This window comes from Bacillus sp. iso_77, assembly GCF_056173625.1.
Genome location: NZ_CM149683.1, coordinates 786649 through 808779, shown reverse-complemented (window position 1 = coordinate 808779; position 22131 = coordinate 786649). Strand labels below are relative to the sequence as shown.

Below are 22131 nucleotides of genomic sequence, written 5' to 3'. Positions count from 1 at the left end.
GATCCGTGGTTCCACCCAAATTCCCATAATGCGTATTCGCTTTATGGCTCTGGTGCCGTAACGTGGCGTAGACGGTATTGGATACTGTAATTTCCCCAATACAGCTCAAAGGTGGTAAGACAACTTTTCTGCGTTAGGAAGATTTCACCGTGACTTCCCTCTCTGTGAACCGATAAAAGCTGCTCATGTCCTTTTCTTCGCTTTTGATTTCTCCATATATTACATGATGATGGGGAATGATGTAAAGATTTATTTTGTACAGTGCTATTGAATTTTATTCTTCAAATGACATTTTGAGTGACTGTACTTAGGCTATAATCAATTTGTATTAAATACTCAATTAGTATCCTAATTTGGATAGTAATCTTAAGCCAGCCATAATTCCCTTAGATTTCTCAATCCTGATAATACGTGTATAGCTGTGAAATTTCTATATCAATTCCACATTTAAGAAGTCTCTCTCTCCTACTGTGAAATAGCTTATCTAATATTTCTTTCTTGTCCTCAAATCGTCCATAATGGATTTTCTTATGACAGACTAAACAAATTGAAACAATATTAGCATGGATGTCTAAACTGTGATCAAATTGATCCTGATATTGCATTGGTATCAAGTGGTGAGCCTCTACATAATTCTCTCCATTAAACTTAGAAATAAAGTGTTTATGCTGATTATCAAACTCACATAAATAATGTGCATCAGCTACAGCCCCAACTGCATAATTAGGATTTCTACTCCATACCTTTCTATTTTTCACTAACCTATGTTTAGGCTTATCATTTGGTTTATCCTCAATATCAGCTCTGCTGACATCAGCAGGATTTCCTATTAGGTACTTTTCAAACTGCTGCTCCTCTTTGAACAGCTCTGCCTGTAACTCAGAATCATAATAATACTCAATGTATTTTTTTAAATGCTTTAAAGCTACACTATACATCCTGTGTCCTTTTTCATTTTTCTTTTTAAACTCAGAATTACTAAGAATTTCATCAATAAAGGCAGCATCAGTTAAATTAAATAAATTAATACTCTGTAATCCATAGTCTTCTAATTCTGAGGATATTGTGCCAATTGCTTTAGAGTATCTTCCAATAGAGTATGGTTTTATATTTGCATAAGTTCTCAACCATTCAGCAAAAGTATCTTGATTCATCAATGGTACTACTCACTCTCTCTGTATATTGTTTTCTTTATAGATAGATATTATTTCTAGTTTTAGTCAGAAGAATTAATATGCTCTATTGAATTATGTATTACAAAAGCAATCTTTGACTCAACAAAACGAAATTTGTACCATTCTGAAGAATAGTACTTCTGAATAATAAACCTGCAAATCTCTAAGAATTTCCTATCATTTAGATAAGAATCCCTCAAAAAAGGAAATTTAGTTCATGTTCTTTTTCACAAATTCCCCTTCACAATCGTTCTCTTGGCTTTTTTAACAATCCTGCTAGTCGCTTTTGTATCAGAATCCTTTGACCACTGTTCACATAGGTTTCTTACCCAATTCGGCTGTGCTTTACTAGCGTCATTCAGCCAGTTTCCTACAGAATCTTGAACATATGTTGATGGATCAGATTTGAGGTGATCTAGAATAGGCAGTGCCCTCTCTGGTTCCTGTTTTAATAACTCAATATGCTTTGTCCATACACCTCTTGGACGGATCGACTCTACAGAGAACCGGCGAATATTTTCATCCTCGCTTTTTGCCCATTCTGTTAAATATTCTATACTTTGATCGAGCTGATCACTTAAACTGTCTCTCACTGACATCCAAGCAATTTCGCGAACACCAAAATGATGATCAGCTGCAAATGGCTGAATGTACGCTAGTTTCTCTTCCAAAGAGGATGAATGCTGCTTGTTCATATAAGCCGCCCAGCAGCGAACGCTATCAGATATGTGGCGACTGCATGCCTGTATGACTTCCACTCGTTTTTCCTCATTTTCTTCCTGCAGCACTTCATCTAACAAATGACCTATGAGACAAATTGCTTTCATGCCTGACTCAGATTTTTGTTTGGCAACTTCAGATGAAACATAGTCCAAATGATCGTCTAAGCCAAGGGACGGCAGGACATGCTGTATTAGCGTCATATGATTGACCGCTAGCCATTCAGTTAAATTTACACTCTCTATCTCCCCTTGATTCAAAAGGGGCAAGACGTCATGAGGAATGTCACTTCCCTTTCGAGCGCCTTTCCGATTGATGATCTCCTCACTTATTGGCATTATGTATATCTCCTGTCTAGCAGTACTTTTTCGGCATTCATTTTTAGAGTAATTTGTTATTAACCCTTAAAAATCTTTGGATATTTACTACTATTGTAGCAAATAAACTTCCTCAACTGGTGCATTCTTCAAATCAAAAAAAGGAACTACCCGAGATAAGTAGTTCCCACAATAAAAAACTGAATATGTTACCTTCCTTGCTCCATCACCTTCAAACTCTTCTGCTGAGAGATTCTGTCAAACGCCACCATCAAGATGGTCATGAGTAAAGCGAGAAGAACCGTTCCAGCACTGATCCAGCTCAGGTGCAATATAGATGTCCTGCTCAATACAATCCCCCCTAACCCCGAGCCTAAAGCAAATCCGAATTGAATAAATGATGTATTGACACTTAATGCGATATCAGGAGATTTCGGAACAAGGGTTACTAGATATAGCTGCTGAGCTGGTGATGTACTCCATGTTGCGATCATCCATATCATGATAACAGCCACCATGATCACGAGATTCCCTGTGACAAATGCTAGTAGCATGAGCATCATGATTTGCAAGATGATGCCAGAAAAAATCGTGAAGATTGGCCCTTTTTTATCTGCTGCCATCCCTCCAAGGCTTGACCCTAAAAAGCTACATATTCCCGCTAGTAACAAAATGCCACTGATTTCTGTGATGTTAAGGTTTGCTGATGCTTGCAGGAAGGGCGTTAAATAGGTAAATAACGTGGAATATCCACCTACATAAAATAGCGTCACTGCCACCGCAAGTAATATCCGCTTATCTTTTAAAATCGATAATTGCATACGAAGCGTCACCGGCTCTTGTTCTTTCATAGAGGGGATTCGCCTATACACCACAATCAGCGGAATAAGCGTGATCACTCCAATGGCTGCGAATAATGCTTTCCATCCGATCATACTGCTTAGAAATGTCCCAATTGGAACGCCTAAAACCAAGGAGCTGCTTAATCCCATTAAAATGATGCCAATCGCTGTTCCTCTTTTTTCCCGTTCTACAAGACGAGTTGCAACCGCCATCGCCACTACAATCGCCGTTCCCCCACTGATTCCTTGTAAAATTCTTGTGATCATGACCATTTCAAACGAATGGCTGATACTTGTGATGAAGTTACTTAAAATAAAAGTGATCAGCGTCCATGTTAATATTTTTCTGCGGTCCATATTGATGGTCAGTGCGATGACAATCGGTGCACCGATTGCGGCCGAAAGTGCTAAAGATGTGACCAATAAGCCAGCAGTAGACGTTGTGACATGTAAATCATGTGCGACCATTTGAATAATGCCAGTAATGATGTATTCGATCGTTCCGATTAAAAAAGCTGCTAAAGCAAGTAAATAGACAACGGTTTTATTTTGCATCGTGACGTTTCTCCTTTGGGCCATGTTTACGATTTGATTTCATTCTTAATAGGAATTTGAATTTCAATGAGTCTGCCTTCTTCATTTTCTGACAATGGGTAATAGATTTCTCGGCCCGGCTGATCATCTTTCACGCGGTATCCGTTATGTTCAATCCATGTCGCCAGGTCAACACAAGCAGTTTGTGCGGATGGAGAATGTGAATGAAATAAGAGTGTTGCCATGGTGTCTTCTGCAGGTAACGTGCGAATTGTCATTCCCTGAGGAAGCGAGCACCTTAACGATTTGACGGAATACCCCACCTCAAATTCGAACTCACTTTCTTTATCCAGTGATTCTCTCCATAACACTACTTGTGGTCCCGAGATCGATTCTTGTTGATGTTTATGTAATAAATGATGAAACATTTGAAAGAATGAAGGGATTTCTTCAACAGTTCCGTTGGATTGAAAAGACATGATGCGTTTACTTTCAACAGATTTAATGATGACCTCCTGTTCTTTTTCAACACACCCCTCTCGTTTGATGAGATGCATCCGCTCCTTAATACGGGCTAATTTCTGTTGTTCTCTTTCGATCAATTGCTGAATCTCACTCTCTTTCAAGAGAAACATGCCCTGAATTTGCTCTACTGAGATATCTTCACGAAGAAGCTGCCCCATTTGCTTTAACGTAAAGCCTAATTCCTTATAGAGAAAAATTCGATTGACCTCAAGTAACTGCTCCGCTGAGTAATAACGGTATCCCGAATCTTGATCGATCTGCTGAGGCTTTAATAAATCAATTTGGTCGTAATACCTTAAGGTTTTGACAGGCACTTTACTTAACATAGAAAAATCGCCGATCTTGAACATCCTGCATCTCCTCCGATTTGTTGATCTGATCACAGTATAAACCTTTCAGTTAAGGGGAAGGTCAACAAGAAGTTGATTAAATTTTTCAAAAGCACAAAAAAAAACCTAGATTTCTCTAACATCTAGGTTTTGCTCATTATCCTACTATTTTTTCTAACAATCCCATCTCTTCAACAATCTTTATATCATCCATAAATCGTTGCAAACTTACTTTATGTTCTTTCTTTTGTAAATCTGTTGAATAACCTAAGCATAGATTAAAAATACAATCTAACCTTTGTCCGACTCCACTATAAAAATAATTCGTCAATATTCCATTATTTTCACTTGCAAGAACCACAACTGTAGCGATCTCTAATACATATTCTATATCTTCTATAGAAATCGTTCGCTCCTTTTTCTTAGCAGTCATGAATTCATGACTATGAATAGAACGAATCCTACCTTCAAGTAAATTGAGTATAGACCTTTTATAGATGACATACACACTGTGAATATGATGTTTATCAGGACAATAGGGATCTTGTAAAATGAATTTTATACGTTCATCTTCTTTTTCCATTTTTATTGCATCAAGATCATATAATAAAATATGATCAATTTCTTCTATTTTCGTAGGAGGAAACATGTGGGCTACATCTGTTTTGTTTTTCATTTGATCACCCCGAAATCTAGTCTCTCTTACTCCAAACGTTCCAATCTTTCAAGCCACTTGACAATAGTTCCGTTTGTAAAAAAATCGAGTATGACACCCTCGCAAAATCGTTCAGCTCTCAGAACCCCCATGATGAGAGCCAGTACACACTGCGCATTTACATTTGAGGTGTCCACATTCTCCATATCGTTCGTTCCACCCTCAATACCATTTTCTTTGAGGATCTCACTGTAGCGGGTAAGCCTCATTTCTTGATGTTGTTCTGCAAAGGTATAGACATCCTCGATAAAACGACGGACCGTTTCGGAATAATTCACAAAGGGCATCTGAATCGGATGTTCCGCTGTTCCGTCATTTTCTTGATCTATGACCCATTCACCAATATCATCGCCTTGAAGCATAGGGATATAGTTTGTTAAGATTTTAAATTGGCTCAATCTCATCCTCCACCTTTCCATGAATTAAAAATTCTTTGATCGATCTCTCTCAATAAGTTAATAAAAAAGTCCGTGATGATCGTACAAACTAGAAGCCAGTATTCAAGTCACGAACCATTTTTATTCATTTCACTTTTTACACTCGTACCATCGATACAACTGTCTTCACATGCACGGTATTAATCATCTTGCTTGTCAACGTTTATGTGTCATATTAAATAATAAGCTGATACCAGATGTGAATAAAGCGTCAAGGAATTTATAAGACGATTCCCAAATAAAAAAACACCTCTGTCACATCGTTGCGAAGAGGTTATGTTCACTATTTTGTCTTTATAGTTCTTAGAAAGGCACTTCTGTTCTCTGTGGCATTTGTCAGCATCTTCGCATTTTCATTGAGTCTTTGTATCAATGCATCCTTAGCTTTTCCTTCAAATGAAGAGAGTAAAGCAACATACACTTCAGCTACAACCTGTTGTGCTGAAGAAAAGTCTGACGCATGTTTTGTGTCTTCTTTTAGATGCTGACAATGCGTTTTTAAACTTGAACCTACAATTTTTTTTAATTCCTCATTCTGTTGTAATCTTCTGTAAAACTCATCTGCATCCATATTAACCCCATATGGCAATTGAAATCCCCCTTACAACCGTAACCATCTTGCTAATTCATTATCCTTATCTTTTAAATCCTCCGCCATTTTCACAATAAACTCACTAATATCCTCTAAATCTCTAATCAAATAATGTAGAGAAGCCTCAGTTTGATACTGTTCTTCTGAGTCATAAAATGCTGCTCCATCTTTCACAAAAGGGGCGTGAAACAATATAGCTTTTTCAACGTCACTTGGATCTAAATCCTTGAATTCCCCTAACCTTTTTCCGCAAATAGATTTCACGTCATACACCATTTTGCTGTGATCATGTGGGAATTGTTCAATTGCTTGTTTTTTTGTTTTTAAGTCTTCGATAGCTGCCTGTAATCGACGAGCTAATTCTTTTGCATATTTGGCATCCACTTTGATGGTTTGTCCATTCATACCTGAATAAGATGAAAATGATTCGATATTCTGGTTATAAACACCTTTGCTTCCATCCACACTTTTGATATGACCATTCTTATCAAAAGTAAAGTTCGACTCATTTAAACTATGAGTATCCGGATCTTTTGCGAATGCTTGGCCATAGAAGGAAGTAATTAAATTTCCTAAAACCCCAGGAACACCAAGCGGTGACACAAACCGATCTATACGCTCTCTTCGTGATTGACTAGGATTTTTCGTATAAATTGTCGTTCCGTTGTGTCTGTCATATTCTAACAACCAACCTGCCCCCACCATATCATCAGGATTAATGATGGCTTTATGATACAAATCAAATTCGCCGTTTCTGATTTTCTTCTGTGTTTCTTCATCATGCAGTTTAACAATGGAAGGGTTGTTAAAGGCTACACTGTAAACATGATTGTTTACACCAGCGTATTCCGCATCTGCCCCTCCAAGTGAGTGACCCGTTGTTGAAATCACTGTATTAGTGCCAGCATACTTTTTCACTTCATTGGCGACGAGCTTATCACCTTGATCAAATTGAGATGTCTTAGTGACAATTTTGTAATCTCCACTTTTCAACAACATGGCTTGTTCCATACTACCGTTATACTTGGTAATCGCTTTAGAGTTTTCAGGTGCCTCTTTTTTCATGATGTATTTGACTTTCTTTTTCGGGTCTTGACCCATTACCACGTTGCCGCCATCTGCACCTATCACGTCAGCTTTGATTTGTTCTTGATTGGTTCCTTGAAAACCTACGACAACATTCTCAGGCTCTTTTGGTTTAACCCATTTACCTTCTTTTTTCTTGGCTTGGACAAATACGTAAACATCTAGCCCTGTGTCTGGGTCTTTTTTGATTTTGTCTACATAAAAAGCTTTTTTTGATCTAACTTGGATTGGAATTTTATTTTCATAGGCTTCTTGCATTATCTTTTCATTATATGTATTTTGGCTTAGAAAATAATAGTCCTTATCTGATAAATTAGGTATGTCAGTCTTTGTATTCATGTACAATGCCCCTTCTCTCATGTAAAATCTAAGATAGAAAGGATGGTTTTATGAAAAAATACATAATTATCCTTATGACTTTGGTTATTATAACACTTGGAGGGATATTTATGAAGGAACAACACGACAAAAAAACAGCTGCCCAAGAAGCTAAAAAAGAAGAATTGTATTCCTTGGCTAAGAAAAGAATGACTGACTTTATTAAAACAAACTATAATGACATTAAACGAATTGATTATACTGATGATTATGAGGTAAACCCAATGGGGGGCATTTCAATTAATGGTTATTTAAATGGAAACAAGGACAAAAAAATTTGGGGAATATATGATAAGGCAAACGATGAAGTAGGTTCATTTATTGTTGATGCTAAAGAAAAACCCGAGTGCGAAGATAAAGTATGCGAGTATTAAAAAGAGGATAAATCATCGAATAAACAAAAACGTCCCCTTGGAATTTCAAGGGGACTATTTGTTTACTTCAAGAAGGCTTTGAGCTGCGCCTTTTTCTTTGGTTTTGGACCATATATACCATCTGCGATAACACCATGCATATATTCATATAAAACTTCCATTGATAAAACATGACTGGTGATATTTATGCTCACTTAAAAAAATTTGGTGATTACTTCATATTAGAAGGTTAAATGATCATAATGGCCTTTCGCGGTTCTTTGCCCACTATTATTTAAGGACTAAAGACACCACACACTCCACATGCGCCGTATGCGGAAACATATCCACTGGCTGCATGTATTCGATCTTGTAGTCTTTTGACATGTATTCGAGGTCTTTTGCTAGTGTAGATGGGTTGCAAGAGACGTAGACAAAGCGTTTTGGTTTGACTTGTTTAACGGTGTCTAGGAAAGTGCGTTCGCAGCCTGTTCTTGGCGGGTCGACGACGATAACATCGGGACGGAAGCCTTCTTTGACCCATTTTGGCAGCCAGTGTTCAGCTGTGCCTGTCACATAAGTTGCGTTTTTCATGCCGTGTTTTTTGGCATTTTTCTTCGCGTCATCAATTGATTCTTTGATAACATCCATACCTCTTACTTCTTTTGCTCCATCTGAGAGCCACATTCCAATAGTTCCAACGCCGCAATACGCATCGACTACCTTTTCTTTTCCAGTCAGTTTGGCTGCTTTTTTCGCTTCGTCGTAAAGCTTTAATGTCTGCTTCGGATTCAATTGGAAGAAAGCCCGTGCACTCAATTCAAAGGAGACGTCTCCTAAAAATTCTTGGATGACCATGTTGCCAGCTAGGTGCGATGTTTTATGCCCAAAGATGACTGACGTTTTTTCGCCATTGATATTGTGCATAATAGACGTCACTTCTGGCAGACGTTTTTGAATGGCTTCGGCGATTTCTTTTTTCTTTGGAAACTCAGGCTTTGATGTGACAAGAACGACTTGTACTTCACCTGTTTCAAAGCCGACACGCACAACTATCGAGCGCACGTCGCCTTTTCTTGTCCGCTCATTGTAGACAGATACGCCGAATTTCTCTAAAATTTTGCGGACGACGCCTGTTGTTTTATTCGTTTTCGGATGCTGGACGATACATTCCTTGATCGGAACAAGTTTATGAGAATTCAGCCCATAAAGCCCTGCGATGATGTCGCCGCTATGTGATCTTCCGACTTGGAACTGACTTTTATTCCGGTAGTGCCACGGATCTTCCATACCGATTGTTGGTCTAATATCGATCTTTTCAACCGACAGCTTTGTATGACGCTCCATTGATTGAATGACAATATCGCGTTTTTCCTTTAATTGTTGCTCGTATGCCAAATGCTGAAGCTGACAGCCTCCGCACTCTTCGTATACTGGGCACGGCGGTTTCACTCGATGTTCTGAGCGCTTGCGGACTTTCCTCACCGTACCTTCTGCATATTTCGCTTGGACATTCGTTGCTTCAACTACTACTTCCTCACCTGGAAGTGCACCTGGGACAAAGACTACTTGCTTTTTAAAATAACCGACCCCTTCCCCATTAATGCCAAGGCGTTTAATGGTAAGCGGGAACTGTTGCCCCTTTTGCAGAAGGGCTCCTTGCTGTTTTTCTTTCACGTTTATTCTCTCCGTTCTATTTAAACCTTTATCGGTTGTCCTCATTTTATTCCATCTGAATAGTATATCACGACTTAGACGAAGAGCGAAAATGCCTTTCAATTATTTATCTGTCTCTATACTTCTCCATAAATAAAGGGAGGCGTAGCTTAAATACGGTGCCCACTCCTTGCTTAAAACTGCCATCTCTTCTTTTGTTGGCTTTACTGGCAGGTCAAAGTGACGTTTGATCGCATTTTGAATCCCGATATCTGCCATTGGAAAGAGATTTGGTCTTCCTAGTCCATTCATGAGGACATTTTGAACCGTCCAAGGTCCAATCCCTCTAATCGGAAGCAGACGTTCTTCAATTTCAATATCCGTTAAGTCGTGTAATTCTTCTAAATTCAGAGAGCCGCTCACTATTCGCTTTGAGACATCAATCACATATTCCGCTTTTCGCTGACTGAATTGCAGTTTTCTCAAATCGTCGGTTTCAAGTGATGCAATGGTATCCGGTAAAGGGTCAAACCAGACGCCGTCGATTTGCTCACCATACGTATGAACAAACCGTTTCGTCAACTCATAAGCAAAGGCAAGATTGAGCTGTTGATGAATGATGCATTTCATCAAGCAATGATATAGATGGAAATCCAGCATAAGCGGCGTTCCGATATGACGTTCAAAAATGGGCGCAAGATTTGTTTGAGCAAAATGGTCATGCACGGCGTGTAATTGATGCTCCATGCCAAATATCCGCTTCACCTCAGAAAGGATCGCTTCCTCCGGCCCGTTAGCCTGTATCCGGAACGAAGGCGCTTCTTTTGTTCCTGTCGCTTGAACGACTGCAACGTACGGTTTATGATTCAGCCTCATCGGTACTTTGATTTCTCTTTTATCCAGATCGACCGCCTTTAATGGATCGCTCGACAAACGTCTCAGCACTTGATCGAAGTGATAGGGCGGTTCAACCAATAGGTGTTTTTCCCACATGTTTTTCCTCTTCCTTTCTGCCAACACACGCAGATGTGATTGTTTCACTTTGCATGAATGATTCTCTATATTGAATACTTTTAAATATAAAGAGTACAAGAATTTATCAGTTATATCTTCCTTATTTATGGTCATTCTCCTTTTGGATAGATGAAAATTTTTAGTCGAATTCAGCTAAAATTCGACAGCAATCTTCAACATTTTAGGATCATTTTCCTTAAATTAGAAATAGAACCTATGGGTGATATCTTCTATCTCAAAAATATTTGTATAATTATGACATATCAAGGAGGTGAACAAAGGAATTAGCGGATTAGGCAATCATTTGTTTCATCTTGCAGGAACATATTTACCTCATTGATAACCGGCTTCACCTAGTTTCACGTTTTACTAAAAGAAGACCCAAAATTTAAAAACAAAGGAGATCCGACCAATGAAAAAAACAATTCTTTCTGTTGCCCTTGCCACTGCTGTTTCTTCGACACTACCAGTATTCGCTGACGCTGCTGAGCAAAAAACTGCTCCAGTTTCAACAACTATTCAGCAAACTGTGTTAAACAAAGCTGCTGAAGGTAAAGCTTCAACAAATGCGACAAATGTTAACATTAACTTTGACGTACTTGGAATTGCCAATGCATTAATTAATGCTGCAAATGCTAACACGAACCGTGAAGGCTTTGTCAAAGGATTAATGGAGTCTGCTTTCTATGCTGCTGGCGCAAAATACAATGTCATGGTCTTTAACTTAAGCCAAGGCTATGAGACTCGTTTCAACGGTGTTAAAACGTTTGCTACTGTTAAATACGGAAGCATTACGTACGGAGTTTGGGTATTTGAAAATGGATCTTTCACAAACAAAGGTGATGGCGGTTACATCAACTGGGCATTTAGAGGTTGGTTCGACCGTAACGGTGGTTTCGTCAACTTCCATCGTCCTTAATTCTCGCTTTATCCATCAATCATACACGCACATTGGACCGATCTCAGCGATGAGATCGGCTTTTTTATGGTGAAAACGTATAAGTTCACCGCTGCTGCTTCATGATATAATGCAAGTCTGGAGGGGTGCACATGCTGAAAAAACTTGCAGTGACAAAAAACGGCGACTTGATTGAACATGCAACATTGCAGCAGCTTTCAAGCCCCGATATTGCTTGGTATTGGATTGATTTTTATGCGCCAACGGAAAAGGAAGCAGCACTGTTAAAGGAATTTTTTCAGTTCCATCCGCTTGCGATTGAAGATTGCTTCCATTATTTACAGCGGCCAAAGCTTGATTTTTATGAAGGGTATTTATTTTTCGTCCTTCATGCCCTCAATCAAAAAACACTTCGATCTGAAGAAGTCGACCTGTTTGTTGGAGAAAACTATATCGTTACTTTTCATTTGAAGGAAGCACCCTACATTGATCGAGTCATCCGAAAGCTCAAAGGGTCTGATAAAGCACGAGAGAGCGGTCCAGAGCATATGGCTTATATGCTGATTGACCAGCTCGTCGATGATTATTTTCCTATTATTTATCAAATTGAGGACAGGCTCAATGAAATCGAGGATGAAGAAGGGCATAAAACGTATGGTACATTAATGAACGAAGTATTCGGTATTCGATCCGATTTGCTCAAACTGCGCAGAACCATTATCCCGATGAGGGACCTCTTATATCGAATTGTGAACACGAATATGATGAAAAGCGATGCAAACCGGCAAGCATATTTTAATGATATTTATGATCATCTATTGAAACTAACAGAAATCGTTGAGTCAAACCGTGATATGACAGCCGATTTACGAGACAGCTATCAAACACTAAATTCCAATCGAATGAATGCCATCATGATGACACTGACCATTGTCTCGACGATTTTTATTCCTCTGACCTTTATTGTTGGGGTGTATGGGATGAACTTTGATAACATGCCTGAATTACACTGGAAATATGGCTATTTTGGCGTACTGATTTTCATGGGTTTGCTTGTCTCAGGGATGCTTTTGTGGTTTAAACATAAAGGATGGTTTAGGATTTTCAAATAGTTTTTTGAGAGAAGTGCTTGAAAGGGAGATACTATGGAAAACTGGATTCCACTGACAGACAAAGAACTAAAGTACGCATGGAAGACATTTGATCAAAAGTTTAAATTTAACCCAAGCATCTCTCGCTTTCCCGGTTTTCAAGCACTATCTCCTTACATCACATATGATATCTCTGCTTATTTCGAGGACCCTTCTCTCCTAAGTGCGGATGAAGACCTTGAAAAGAAGGCACTGCTGTCTTTTCAGGAGAATATCACCGGAACGGACGAATATATGCAGGTACTTGATTGGCAGCACGAATGCTATTGGATCACACCATACGGCTCATTTGAAAAAGATGAATTTGGAGAATGGAGAGTTCCTGTGCTCCCAAATGGGGATTACTATTTCTTTTTATCGAAAGAGATGACCTGGGGTTTACTAGGACATCCTTGGGAGCAAAGCATCACGATTTTCGGTGAGGGCTTGATTGACTCCTTTACTCGTCATCGTCCCCTTTTGTTCCAGCGTAAAATAAGAGAAGGATAAGTCAAAAAGCTTGCAGATGTCTGCAAGCCTCAGATTGTTGACAAAGGGCTAAAATGAACTTGATTTTAGCCCTTTGTCTTCGTTTCAGCGTGATAGAAAACCTTTGCAGTCTAGGAAGGACGAGTACTGGCGCGGAGCGAATTTCACATTCGTGAGCACCAGCACGCAGGACTGCGGGCGAATGCGAGGGTTTGGCTACACGCTGAAGCTTGCAGTGTCTGCAAGCTTTTTCTATAGCTGAGGGAGATGCCATACTTTTTCAAGCATGAGATCGTCTAAGCTTTTAAAGGTATATCCTTGTTTTTTTAAAGCAGTGATGGCATCATCAAGTGCCTCGGCATTGTCCCTTGAGACGGTATGAAGTAAGTAAATGGCACCCGGATGCGCCTGTTTCATCATTTGATTGTACGCATACTGTTTTCCTTTTTGATGGTGGATATGCCAATCTACAAACGCTACTGACCAGAAAACGGTTTGGTAGCCAAGCTGTTTCGTTTCCTTTAGTACCCTTTCACTGAACACCCCGCGCGGTGGACGAAGGTAGAGGTTATCTTGTTTTCCTGTGATTTTGTATACCGCTTCATTGACACGATCTAGCTCTTCTTTGATTTCTTTCGTGCTCTTTGTTGTTAAATCTGGATGGTGATAGGAATGGTTGCCAATAATATGACCTTCCTCTGCCATACGTTTGACGAGCTTCGGCTGATCCTTTACGAAGTGCCCAGTCACAAAAAAGGTGCCCGGTACTTGATGTTTTTTCAGCACGTCCAAGATTTTGGGTGTGTACCCATTTTCATAGCCATTGTCGAATGTAAAATAAATCTCTTTCTTTTTCGTATTTCCTAAATAGAAAGCATCATATTTCTTTAAGAGTGTCGTCAGTTCCTTGCCGGCATCTGCTGGCTTGTGCTCTTTGCTTTTAGCAAATCCCCAATGAATCGGCTGATTAGACACGGCTTCTAAGTTTGAAAAAGGCATCGATACAAAAAGCGCACATAGACAGATCAGTATGCATTTTTTCATTTACGTCACTTCCCGGTTTTTCTTCTATTGTGCAGAATATACCGGGTACTCATACACTTTTTGACCTGCCAATTTAAAGAAAAAAGCCCGCATCAGCGCGAGCTATTCTTCCTTCCAATCGGTTTTAAACCGTTCATATTTCGCTTCCAGGTCGTCGATCATCTGGATGAGTCTGTCTATATCCTCAACGTCTGTGGATTCAGGATCTAATGAATCAATCACATTCATAAACATATCTAATCGGTTCTTTAAATAATCAACCTGCTGCTCTTTGCTGTCTGCTGCCTTGCCCATAGATACACTCCCTTTAGCATTTGTTTATAGCTTATCTTTTTTTCCTTTGTAAATCAATTGTGTCCCCTCTTGCGTATAACGGTGATGGGGCTTAAAATTAACTGTTGGCGGGTCTATGTTTGCCCGAATGAAAAGGAGATAGATACCATGAACCAAAAAACAGCACTTCGTCCGATTACACCTGCATTCGACCCTTGGGAAGCCTATCTCGATGTGCAGGATTACGGAGAAATGAAGCTGACAAATATTGAATTGACGACAACGACGTTGTGTAACATGAGATGTGAGCACTGTGCGGTTGGCTATACTTTGCAGCCAAAAGATCCGAATGCACTGCCACTCGATTTACTGCTTCGCCGTTTAGATGAAGTACCGCTCTTGCGTTCCCTTAGCATCACAGGCGGAGAGCCGATGCTGTCTCTGAAATCTGTACGGGAATATGTCGTTCCTTTATTAAAGTATGCCCATGAACGCGGCGTCCGTACCCAAATTAATTCGAATTTAACACTTGATTTGGCTCGATATGAAGAGATTATTCCATACTTGGATGTCCTACACATTTCACATAACTGGGGAACTGTCGAAGAGTTTGCTACGGTTGGTTTTGCAATGATGGACCGAAAGCCAACCTTTGAGCAGCGCGAGAAATTGTTTAACCGCATGATTGAGAATAGTCAAGCACTTGTGAAAGCGGGTGTAACCGTATCTGCTGAAACGATGCTGAATAAGCGTACGCTTCCTTATATTGAACACATCCATCGTCAAATCGTGGACGAGATGAAATGCCAGCGTCACGAAGTTCATCCGATGTATCCAAGTGATTTTGCCAGCGCCCTTGAATCATTGTCGCTTCCGCAAATGCGGGATGCGATTCATCAGTTGCTCGATGTTCGTGATGAGAACACATGGATGCTGTTTGGCACATTGCCATTTTATTCATGCAGCACAGATGAAGAAGACCAGCGCCTCTTGGCTCGATTGCGTCAAGCGAAAAATGTGACAGTACGAAATGACCCTGATGGCCGTTCACGGTTGAATGTGAATATTTTTGATGGGAATATTATTGTGACAGACTTTGGCGATACACCGCCATTAGGAAATATTGAAACTGATACGTTGCAATCAGCTTATACACGCTGGATGAACACAAAATTGGCAAAAGAACTGAATTGTCATTGCCCAAGTGTGCAATGCCTTGGTCCGAATGTTCTTGTGAAAAACAGTTATTATCAAGATGTTGATTTTACTTCTCGTACAGCCAGGGGGTAACCGATAGATGGACGAAACATTTCTGACAGTGGTCAAGAACAAATACATTGAAATTCTCCTTGTTGGCCTTATTCTTTGGCTTGCCGTCTTTATGATCAACAAAGCGCTTCAGATTTTCTTTAAACGCACTGAATTCATTGAAGACAAGAAGAAAAAAACGATTGAGAGCTTGGTCAAATCGGTTTCAAAGTATACAGCTTCCATATGTTTTGTCTTATATGTGATTTCTCTATTCTTTCATGACTTTGGGAAGATTCTTGCGGGGGCTGGTGTTGCTGGAATTGTCATTGGTTTTGGCGCTCAGACCTTGATTCGTGATATTTTAGCCGGCATCTTCCTCATTTATGAAAGGCAAATTCATAAAGGTGACTATGTGACGGTCAATAATCTTTTTAACGGAACCATTGAAGAAATTGGTCTCCGGTCTTTGCAAATTAGAGAATGGAGCGGCAAGCTGTTAACCATTTCAAACGGAGACATTCGTCAAATCCAAAACTACAATATGCACTACATGCGTATCACAGAGTCAGTCTTGATCAGTGCAAACCAAAATCCTGACATTGCTTTCAAGGCGCTAGAAACAGCATGTGATCAGTTAAATCAAATGCATCATGATTTACTGAAAAAAGATGAATTCCAAAACGCCATTGAACCTTTTCAGGTTCATGGCATTATGGGGCTCAATAAATTGAATCGCGGGATTGAGATCACCGTAAAAGGAATGGTCGAGGATGAAAAATACTTCGAAGCCACCCTCGCTGTGCGAAAAGAAATGATCACACAACTTCATCAGCATGATGTGAAATTGCTTGAGGATCTCGTCTATCCACAGCCTGCAAAATAACCTCATTTGTGATGAGGTTATTTTTTTGATTGTTTTTAGTTAACCAGTTAATTATAATATTATATAGTTCACCGGTTAACTAAAAGAAAGGATGTTTACATTGAGAAAAACTGAAGCGATTTTTTTTATTAAGCAAATGTATCAAGAGGTGTTAATCCAATTAGATATAGAAAAGGTGGAGACTTATTTTTCTTCAGATTATCAGCAAGTCACTGATGGAAAGGTCTCTTCCCTTAATGAATTTAAAAAGCATCTCTCCACATTAAAAGTCATGACCAAACAGCTCGACATCCCCGCCTTTCATGATATGTTGTTTGATGAAGAGACTCAGCAAGGGTGTTTTCGTTACACTGTACATGTTGAGCTGTCCACAGGAGACCACGGTCTAATAGATGTGATGGCGTTATTTACTTTATTAGATGGTAGAATCATTCGGTGTGATGAGCTGACTAGACCGCATGAGAAAAATAAGACGCTTGAACAACTTGGACATATCAGCTAAGGAATTCTTTTCTTTTCAGCCCTCTTACTTCTATCCTCTTGACTGATTCATGTATAATAGAAAGCAGATTGATTTCATGCAGCATGGGGACCCTCATACTGTGTATTTACTAATTGAAAGAGAGTGAATAAGATGGGTCGTAAATGGAACAACATTAAAGAAAAGAAAGCATCAAAGGATGCCAATACAAGTCGTATTTACGCAAAATTCGGGCGTGAAATCTATGTGGCTGCCAAGCAAGGTGAGCCAAATCCAGAATCAAACCAAGCACTTCGTTTTGTCCTAGAACGTGCAAAAACATATAGTGTCCCAAAACACATTGTGGACCGTGCGATTGAAAAAGCAAAAGGCGGTGCAGAAGAGAACTTCGATGAGCTGCGTTACGAAGGATTTGGTCCAAACGGATCTATGGTGATCGTTGATGCCCTGACCAATAACGTCAACCGCACAGCGTCTGATGTTCGTGCAGCATTTGGGAAAAACGGCGGAAATATGGGCGTCAGCGGATCTGTTGCTTACATGTTTGACCAAACAGCGGTGATCGGTGTCGAGGGGAAAAGTGAAGAAGAAACGCTTGAACTTTTAATGGAAGCAGATATTGATGTACGTGACATTATGGAAGAAGATGATACGGTGATCGTCTACGCTGAACCAGATCAATTCCATCAAGTTCAAGAAGCCTTCAAACAGGCAGGCGTAGAAGAATTTACTGTCGCTGAAATCACAATGCTGCCTCAAAACGAAGTGACATTAGATGATGAATCGAAAGCACAATTTGAAAAACTCATCGATGTATTAGAAGAGCTTGAAGACGTGCAGCAAGTTTATCATAATGTGGATTTAGGGGAATAAGGACGACCGAAAGCCATGTAACAAGTTTAGTTCATCCAACTTGTTACATGGCTTTTTTATGCACAACTTATTGGTTTCTATAAAAAATTGTTCAAAACAGGAACAGCGCCTCATTCACACAGGTAAATTAAGGTTAAATATCCTATTAATCTATAAAATATTACAAAAAAAGGTTTACTAATCCCTAAGCGGATTGTATTATATTAAATAACTACAAAATAATACATAATTATACAAAAATGCAAGGTGGTGTTATCAATTTTTAAAATATGGTGGAAAAAATATTATGGATTTATGATTATACCGTTTATTGCTCTAGGTTTCATTTTCAATAATTTATCTAATTTCACAAAAATCGCATACTTCGTTTTCCTTGCTTGGATCTTATTTAATGCGATTGACTTTTATAGAAGCGAGATAAAAAGTAAGAATGACAAAAGCTCATGAAAGGAGGTGTAAACATTGATATTTGAGGTAGCCACAAAGTTTTTTCTAACAATTGGTACAGCAGAGGCAATAGTAAATGCTGTAAATAATGGTTTAGGGATTCTATCAATCATAGCACTTGCTGGCGCTACTTATGGATGGGGAGCTCTCGCTTACCCAATTATTAGAGGTGCTGTAGCAAAATGGGGAGTAAAACAAGCAGTCAACTGGTAGTATACTAGATTTAACAAAGGGGGGCTCGTATACTACCCCCTCTTTTAATGAAAGGTTGTTTATAAGCGATGAGATTTTTCAAGATTTTTTATCAGCCATTAGAATTGATGTACTCTCTTGATAAAAAACCTAACGTAGCTCTTCCATTATTATTTTCTGCTTTAATACCCTTACTTTATATTCAAATCATTTTTGAACGATTTGAATTTTTGGAAAGCAAGTGGTTGTATTTAATAGCTTTAGGTATGAGTTGTTTTTCATTAATGACTTTTTTCATTACTTCATTTACCATCTATTTATTATTAAATACTTTTATGTTAGATAAAGAAATCAGTTTCAAAACGACTATTTCAATTTATGGGTTTAGTCAAATGCCAAAAACCTTTTTTGCCATCTGCCTTTTATTCTTCCCATTTTTAGATAACACCAATATATCTCAATATGATCATTTTCTAATAGCACTTGCCATCTTTATCATAAATCCCTTTAATATCTGGAGATATGTGTTATTGATATGTGGATTTCATGTATTAATCAACATGAAAATAAAAAAATTAATTCCTATTGCGGTAATTTTCGTCATCATAGAGGTATGTATTATATTTTTCGGAAAGGATATAACTCATATTTTTAGATAAAGGAGAATCATTTTTCTGATGAGAAATGTACTAACATATATTTATTTTAGACAAAAATCTTTTTTTTACTATCGACTTCCAAAATTAAAAATAAAGAATGACTTATTTATTCATGTCGCTCTATCCGTCATTCTTTTATTAAGCGCAGTTTTCACCACTATAATGACTCAATTATATACTAATCATTTATTATCAAATAACGAGATCTTTTACATATCAACCTTCTTCATCTTTACTTTTTTATTAACAGGAATTCAGCACTCTATTACAAATACTGTTTATAAAACATCTTCAAAAAATGATCTGAAATTATTAATTTTATCACCTTTGTCTTTTCATGAGTTGTTACTAGCAAAATATTTTGAAACCACATTTTTGAAAGAGATTTTAATCTCTTCAATTCTTATTCCAACACTTTATTTATACCATTATTCACAAATAGATTCGGTTTTTTTAGGCATTCTATTTACACTTAACTCTGTCTGCTTCCTTTATATAATGAAATTTTCCGTTTTCTACTTATCTGTTATTGGGTACCGTTATATTGCGACAACATACCAATTGTTTTTTTCAATTCTGAGAATTTTTGTTTTGGTTATATTAGCCGTCATTTTTTTATCTAACAAGATAGATTTCCAATCTGTTTCAATGCTTCATTCGTTTTTCAACTGGATATCCCAAATACCTTTTGCGGATTTACCAAAAATTTTACAAGAAAAATTTATTGTTTTTTTACAAATTTCATTATTAATCATCGTTATGTTATTGATTCGAACTTCTTTTTCGCATGGGGTAAAAGCACATTTCATTGGTGAAAATTCAAAAAACAGAACGGTTAAAACAATGATTTCTCACCTTTCCTTTCATGAAAGAAAGGAATTGTCTCTCATCCAATTAATGATTGCTTACATTAAAAGACAAAGAAAACAAGAAATGATTATGACGTACTTGCCTTTATTCAGTTCGCTATTTTCTATCATACTTGTTTTATATTTGCTTTATTATAGAATACCTGCATTCATGAAGGCTAATGAGGGTTTAGTTTTTATCATTCTGTCAGCAGCCTTTGTTAAAATGTTATCAGATACATATTGCTTTCTTGCAAGCATCGATTTTCATGGTGCACGTTTTCAACTACTGAAATTGACAGGGATTCATCCTAAATTCATCGTACGAAGTCACATTATTCTCTCTAGTTCAATTAATATCACGCTGTTCATTATCCTTTTTACAATAGCTACAATCGTATTTCAAATATCTTTCCCTTTCTTTATTTTCATTTTTGTTATGGCAATAACACAAATGATCTTATTCAATTGTATTTATTTCTTATCAAGCATTAGTTACCCAGAATTTAAAAGGAATTTTGTAAGCAACCTTCCTTCAAGCAAAGCAAAAATGTCTGCGAATTTGCTGATTCTATTTTGTTTTTTGCTGGAAGGACTGATGATCATCATATTTGATAAACAGCAGTACCTTGCTTTTGTTATCTCTACGTTGATTTATGTGATATTTATTTTTATTATTTTGAAAATCTCTAGTCTTAAGATACAATTCCTTAATTTAAGTAAGTAAAAAGGAGAAGTAATAAAATGTTAAAGTTAGATAATATTCATGTCCAAATTAACAACAAATCTATTCTCCATGATTTATCTCTTCATGTTAAACCACATGAGTCTGTTGGTATTATAGGAAAAAACGGCGCAGGAAAAACGACGCTATTTGAGATCATTTGTGGCATACGATTAACAGATGATGGTGCTATCCGTTTTTTAGATAAACAGCCTAAGGAGCGACATTATTCAAGTCACCTTTTCTTTGTACCTGATGATTCTCTTGTATATGAATACTTAACTGCATCGGAATATATCCATTTTGTTTCTAGACTCTACAACAAAAAGTTAGACACTACAGAAATCAATACTATGCTTTCTTTCTTTGAACTTGACTACCTGTCCAACAAATTAATTAGAGACTATTCTAAAGGAATGAAAATGAAATTAGCTATTTCACTTGCTCTTTTATTAAAACCTCGGTTACTTATTTTAGATGAACCCTTTAATGGGTTAGATCCATCTAGTTGTATTAAATTAGTTCAGAAGCTAAAAGAATTTCTTCATTTTGGGAGTGTGCTTTTTTCATCACATACTTTAGACTTTGTCGAAGAGCTCAGTCACTCGACATATCTTCTTCAACATCAGCAATTAACGAACGTGACGACAGAAAATCTAAAAGAGCTGTTTACTGATGATTAAAAAAATCAAGAGTTACTTAATAGATTTTTACCATGCTTTAAAAATGCTTATTTTACCTTCTATTTTCTTCATAACAATTGGAATGGTCTTGGGATTTTATATAACAAACGAAGATTATTCAGAGGATATTGTTAGAATAAATGATCAACGTCATTTTTTTGATTATTTCTTTCAAAATTTATCTATATGTATCATGATGATCGTTGGAATGGTTACTTTTGGTTTATCTAGTGTATACATATTGTTTATCAATGGATTAATGATTGGTGGAGCTTTTAAAATCTCGCTTCCGTATTTAATGCATCCTCTCCAATCATTACTTCTCATCTTACCTCATGGTATAAGCGAATTGACGGCTATTATGATTTCTGGTGGGATTGGTTTTATTCTTCTGAAAGAGGCCATCCTTTTATTGTTTGGTAAAAAAAAGAAAATAGATTTTAAAAAAATATGCAAAATTACTTGTACAGGGCTTGTGCTCGTAACTATACTATTATTTCTTTCAGCCATTATAGAGTTCTATATCACGCCTGACATTAATAACTTTACGACAAAATAACCCCCCTCTTATCTATAAAGTGAA

25 protein-coding genes and 1 other annotated feature (1 of these 26 only partly in view) are annotated in these 22131 nt (G+C 37.8%); of the genes, 13 read left to right on the top strand and 12 right to left on the bottom strand.

Going from position 1 to position 22131, the window contains the following annotated elements:
• Positions 1-207, bottom strand: a binding site (T-box leader); it reaches 17 nt to the left of the window's first position.
• A gap of 188 nt (positions 208-395) precedes the next feature.
• The 8 genes from AC0VYC_RS03985 to AC0VYC_RS03950 form a co-directional block, all read right to left on the bottom strand.
• Entirely contained in the window at positions 396-1157 is a 762-nt protein-coding gene (locus AC0VYC_RS03985; protein WP_475389505.1) for an HNH endonuclease, read from the bottom strand.
• 245 nt (positions 1158-1402) lie between these two features.
• On the bottom strand, positions 1403-2233 hold the full coding sequence (locus AC0VYC_RS03980; RefSeq protein WP_268439320.1) for a DNA alkylation repair protein: 831 nt from the start codon (positions 2231-2233) through the stop codon (positions 1403-1405).
• A 188-nt stretch (positions 2234-2421) separates the two neighbouring features.
• Positions 2422-3609, bottom strand: coding sequence for an MFS transporter (locus tag AC0VYC_RS03975; protein ID WP_475389502.1), 1188 nt, complete (start codon positions 3607-3609; stop codon positions 2422-2424).
• 26 nt (positions 3610-3635) lie between these two features.
• Entirely contained in the window at positions 3636-4463 is an 828-nt protein-coding gene (locus tag AC0VYC_RS03970; protein WP_025206945.1) for a MerR family transcriptional regulator, read from the bottom strand.
• Between the two features lie 136 nt (positions 4464-4599).
• Positions 4600-5118 carry a hypothetical protein gene (locus tag AC0VYC_RS03965; RefSeq protein WP_436853395.1) on the bottom strand — a complete coding sequence of 173 codons (519 nt, stop codon included), beginning with the start codon at positions 5116-5118 and terminating at the stop codon, positions 4600-4602.
• A 26-nt stretch (positions 5119-5144) separates the two neighbouring features.
• Positions 5145-5555, bottom strand: a complete 411-nt coding sequence (locus tag AC0VYC_RS03960) for a DUF6508 domain-containing protein (protein WP_436853396.1) — start codon at positions 5553-5555, stop codon at positions 5145-5147.
• Between the two features lie 322 nt (positions 5556-5877).
• Positions 5878-6183 (bottom strand): hypothetical protein, encoded by a 306-nt coding sequence (locus AC0VYC_RS03955; protein WP_039168005.1) that lies wholly within the window; start codon positions 6181-6183, stop codon positions 5878-5880.
• 12 nt (positions 6184-6195) lie between these two features.
• Entirely contained in the window at positions 6196-7611 is a 1416-nt protein-coding gene (locus AC0VYC_RS03950; protein ID WP_039168007.1) for a hypothetical protein, read from the bottom strand.
• Positions 7612-7661: 50 nt separating this feature from the next.
• On the opposite strand from AC0VYC_RS03950, the gene AC0VYC_RS03945 reads away from it, so the two are divergent.
• A complete protein-coding gene (locus tag AC0VYC_RS03945) occupies positions 7662-8024 on the top strand; it encodes a DUF1433 domain-containing protein (protein ID WP_039168010.1) in 363 nt (120 codons plus the stop codon).
• Between the two features lie 270 nt (positions 8025-8294).
• On the opposite strand, the gene rlmD is transcribed toward AC0VYC_RS03945, so the two are convergent.
• Complete coding sequence (rlmD, locus tag AC0VYC_RS03940; protein ID WP_373422529.1) at positions 8295-9680, bottom strand: 23S rRNA (uracil(1939)-C(5))-methyltransferase RlmD; 1386 nt, start codon at positions 9678-9680, stop codon at positions 8295-8297.
• Positions 9681-9782: 102 nt separating this feature from the next.
• Complete coding sequence (locus AC0VYC_RS03935) at positions 9783-10652, bottom strand: DNA-3-methyladenine glycosylase family protein (protein ID WP_047946520.1); 870 nt, start codon at positions 10650-10652, stop codon at positions 9783-9785.
• 433 nt (positions 10653-11085) lie between these two features.
• Between AC0VYC_RS03935 and AC0VYC_RS03930 the strand changes: the two genes are divergently transcribed.
• From AC0VYC_RS03930 to AC0VYC_RS03920, 3 genes are all read left to right on the top strand, one after another.
• On the top strand, positions 11086-11592 hold the full coding sequence (locus AC0VYC_RS03930) for a stress protein (RefSeq protein ID WP_475389499.1): 507 nt from the start codon (positions 11086-11088) through the stop codon (positions 11590-11592).
• Positions 11593-11723: 131 nt separating this feature from the next.
• The gene (gene corA, locus AC0VYC_RS03925) at positions 11724-12683 is read left to right on the top strand and encodes a magnesium/cobalt transporter CorA (protein ID WP_007496624.1); all 960 of its coding nucleotides are present in this window, start codon (positions 11724-11726) and stop codon (positions 12681-12683) included.
• Positions 12684-12716: 33 nt separating this feature from the next.
• Positions 12717-13211 carry a DUF2716 domain-containing protein gene (locus AC0VYC_RS03920; protein WP_338704768.1) on the top strand — a complete coding sequence of 165 codons (495 nt, stop codon included), beginning with the start codon at positions 12717-12719 and terminating at the stop codon, positions 13209-13211.
• A gap of 231 nt (positions 13212-13442) precedes the next feature.
• On the opposite strand, the gene pdaA is transcribed toward AC0VYC_RS03920, so the two are convergent.
• Positions 13443-14234 carry a delta-lactam-biosynthetic de-N-acetylase gene (gene pdaA, locus AC0VYC_RS03915; RefSeq protein WP_039168013.1) on the bottom strand — a complete coding sequence of 264 codons (792 nt, stop codon included), beginning with the start codon at positions 14232-14234 and terminating at the stop codon, positions 13443-13445.
• A gap of 102 nt (positions 14235-14336) precedes the next feature.
• Entirely contained in the window at positions 14337-14528 is a 192-nt protein-coding gene (locus tag AC0VYC_RS03910) for an SE1561 family protein (protein ID WP_003218031.1), read from the bottom strand.
• A gap of 147 nt (positions 14529-14675) precedes the next feature.
• Between AC0VYC_RS03910 and yfkAB the strand changes: the two genes are divergently transcribed.
• The 9 genes from yfkAB (at position 14676) to AC0VYC_RS03865 (ending at position 22107) form a co-directional block, all read left to right on the top strand.
• Positions 14676-15797, top strand: coding sequence for a radical SAM/CxCxxxxC motif protein YfkAB (yfkAB, locus tag AC0VYC_RS03905; protein ID WP_178929604.1), 1122 nt, complete (start codon positions 14676-14678; stop codon positions 15795-15797).
• A gap of 7 nt (positions 15798-15804) precedes the next feature.
• Positions 15805-16641 (top strand): mechanosensitive ion channel family protein, encoded by an 837-nt coding sequence (locus tag AC0VYC_RS03900; RefSeq protein ID WP_475389495.1) that lies wholly within the window; start codon positions 15805-15807, stop codon positions 16639-16641.
• A 100-nt stretch (positions 16642-16741) separates the two neighbouring features.
• Positions 16742-17143 (top strand): nuclear transport factor 2 family protein, encoded by a 402-nt coding sequence (locus tag AC0VYC_RS03895; RefSeq protein ID WP_327855139.1) that lies wholly within the window; start codon positions 16742-16744, stop codon positions 17141-17143.
• Between the two features lie 132 nt (positions 17144-17275).
• Positions 17276-17995: a YebC/PmpR family DNA-binding transcriptional regulator gene (locus AC0VYC_RS03890; protein ID WP_007496614.1), complete on the top strand. Its 720-nt coding sequence runs from the start codon at positions 17276-17278 to the stop codon at positions 17993-17995.
• Between the two features lie 462 nt (positions 17996-18457).
• Entirely contained in the window at positions 18458-18655 is a 198-nt protein-coding gene (locus AC0VYC_RS03885) for a hypothetical protein (protein ID WP_099679904.1), read from the top strand.
• 68 nt (positions 18656-18723) lie between these two features.
• Positions 18724-19293: a YIP1 family protein gene (locus AC0VYC_RS03880; RefSeq protein ID WP_135010376.1), complete on the top strand. Its 570-nt coding sequence runs from the start codon at positions 18724-18726 to the stop codon at positions 19291-19293.
• Between the two features lie 18 nt (positions 19294-19311).
• Positions 19312-20868, top strand: a complete 1557-nt coding sequence (locus tag AC0VYC_RS03875) for a hypothetical protein (protein WP_135010374.1) — start codon at positions 19312-19314, stop codon at positions 20866-20868.
• Between the two features lie 17 nt (positions 20869-20885).
• Positions 20886-21548: an ATP-binding cassette domain-containing protein gene (locus AC0VYC_RS03870; RefSeq protein WP_135010372.1), complete on the top strand. Its 663-nt coding sequence runs from the start codon at positions 20886-20888 to the stop codon at positions 21546-21548.
• Entirely contained in the window at positions 21541-22107 is a 567-nt protein-coding gene (locus AC0VYC_RS03865) for a stage II sporulation protein M (protein WP_335350340.1), read from the top strand. The genes AC0VYC_RS03870 and AC0VYC_RS03865 overlap by 8 nt, the downstream gene beginning before the upstream one ends.
• The last annotated feature ends 24 nt before the right edge of the window (positions 22108-22131 follow it).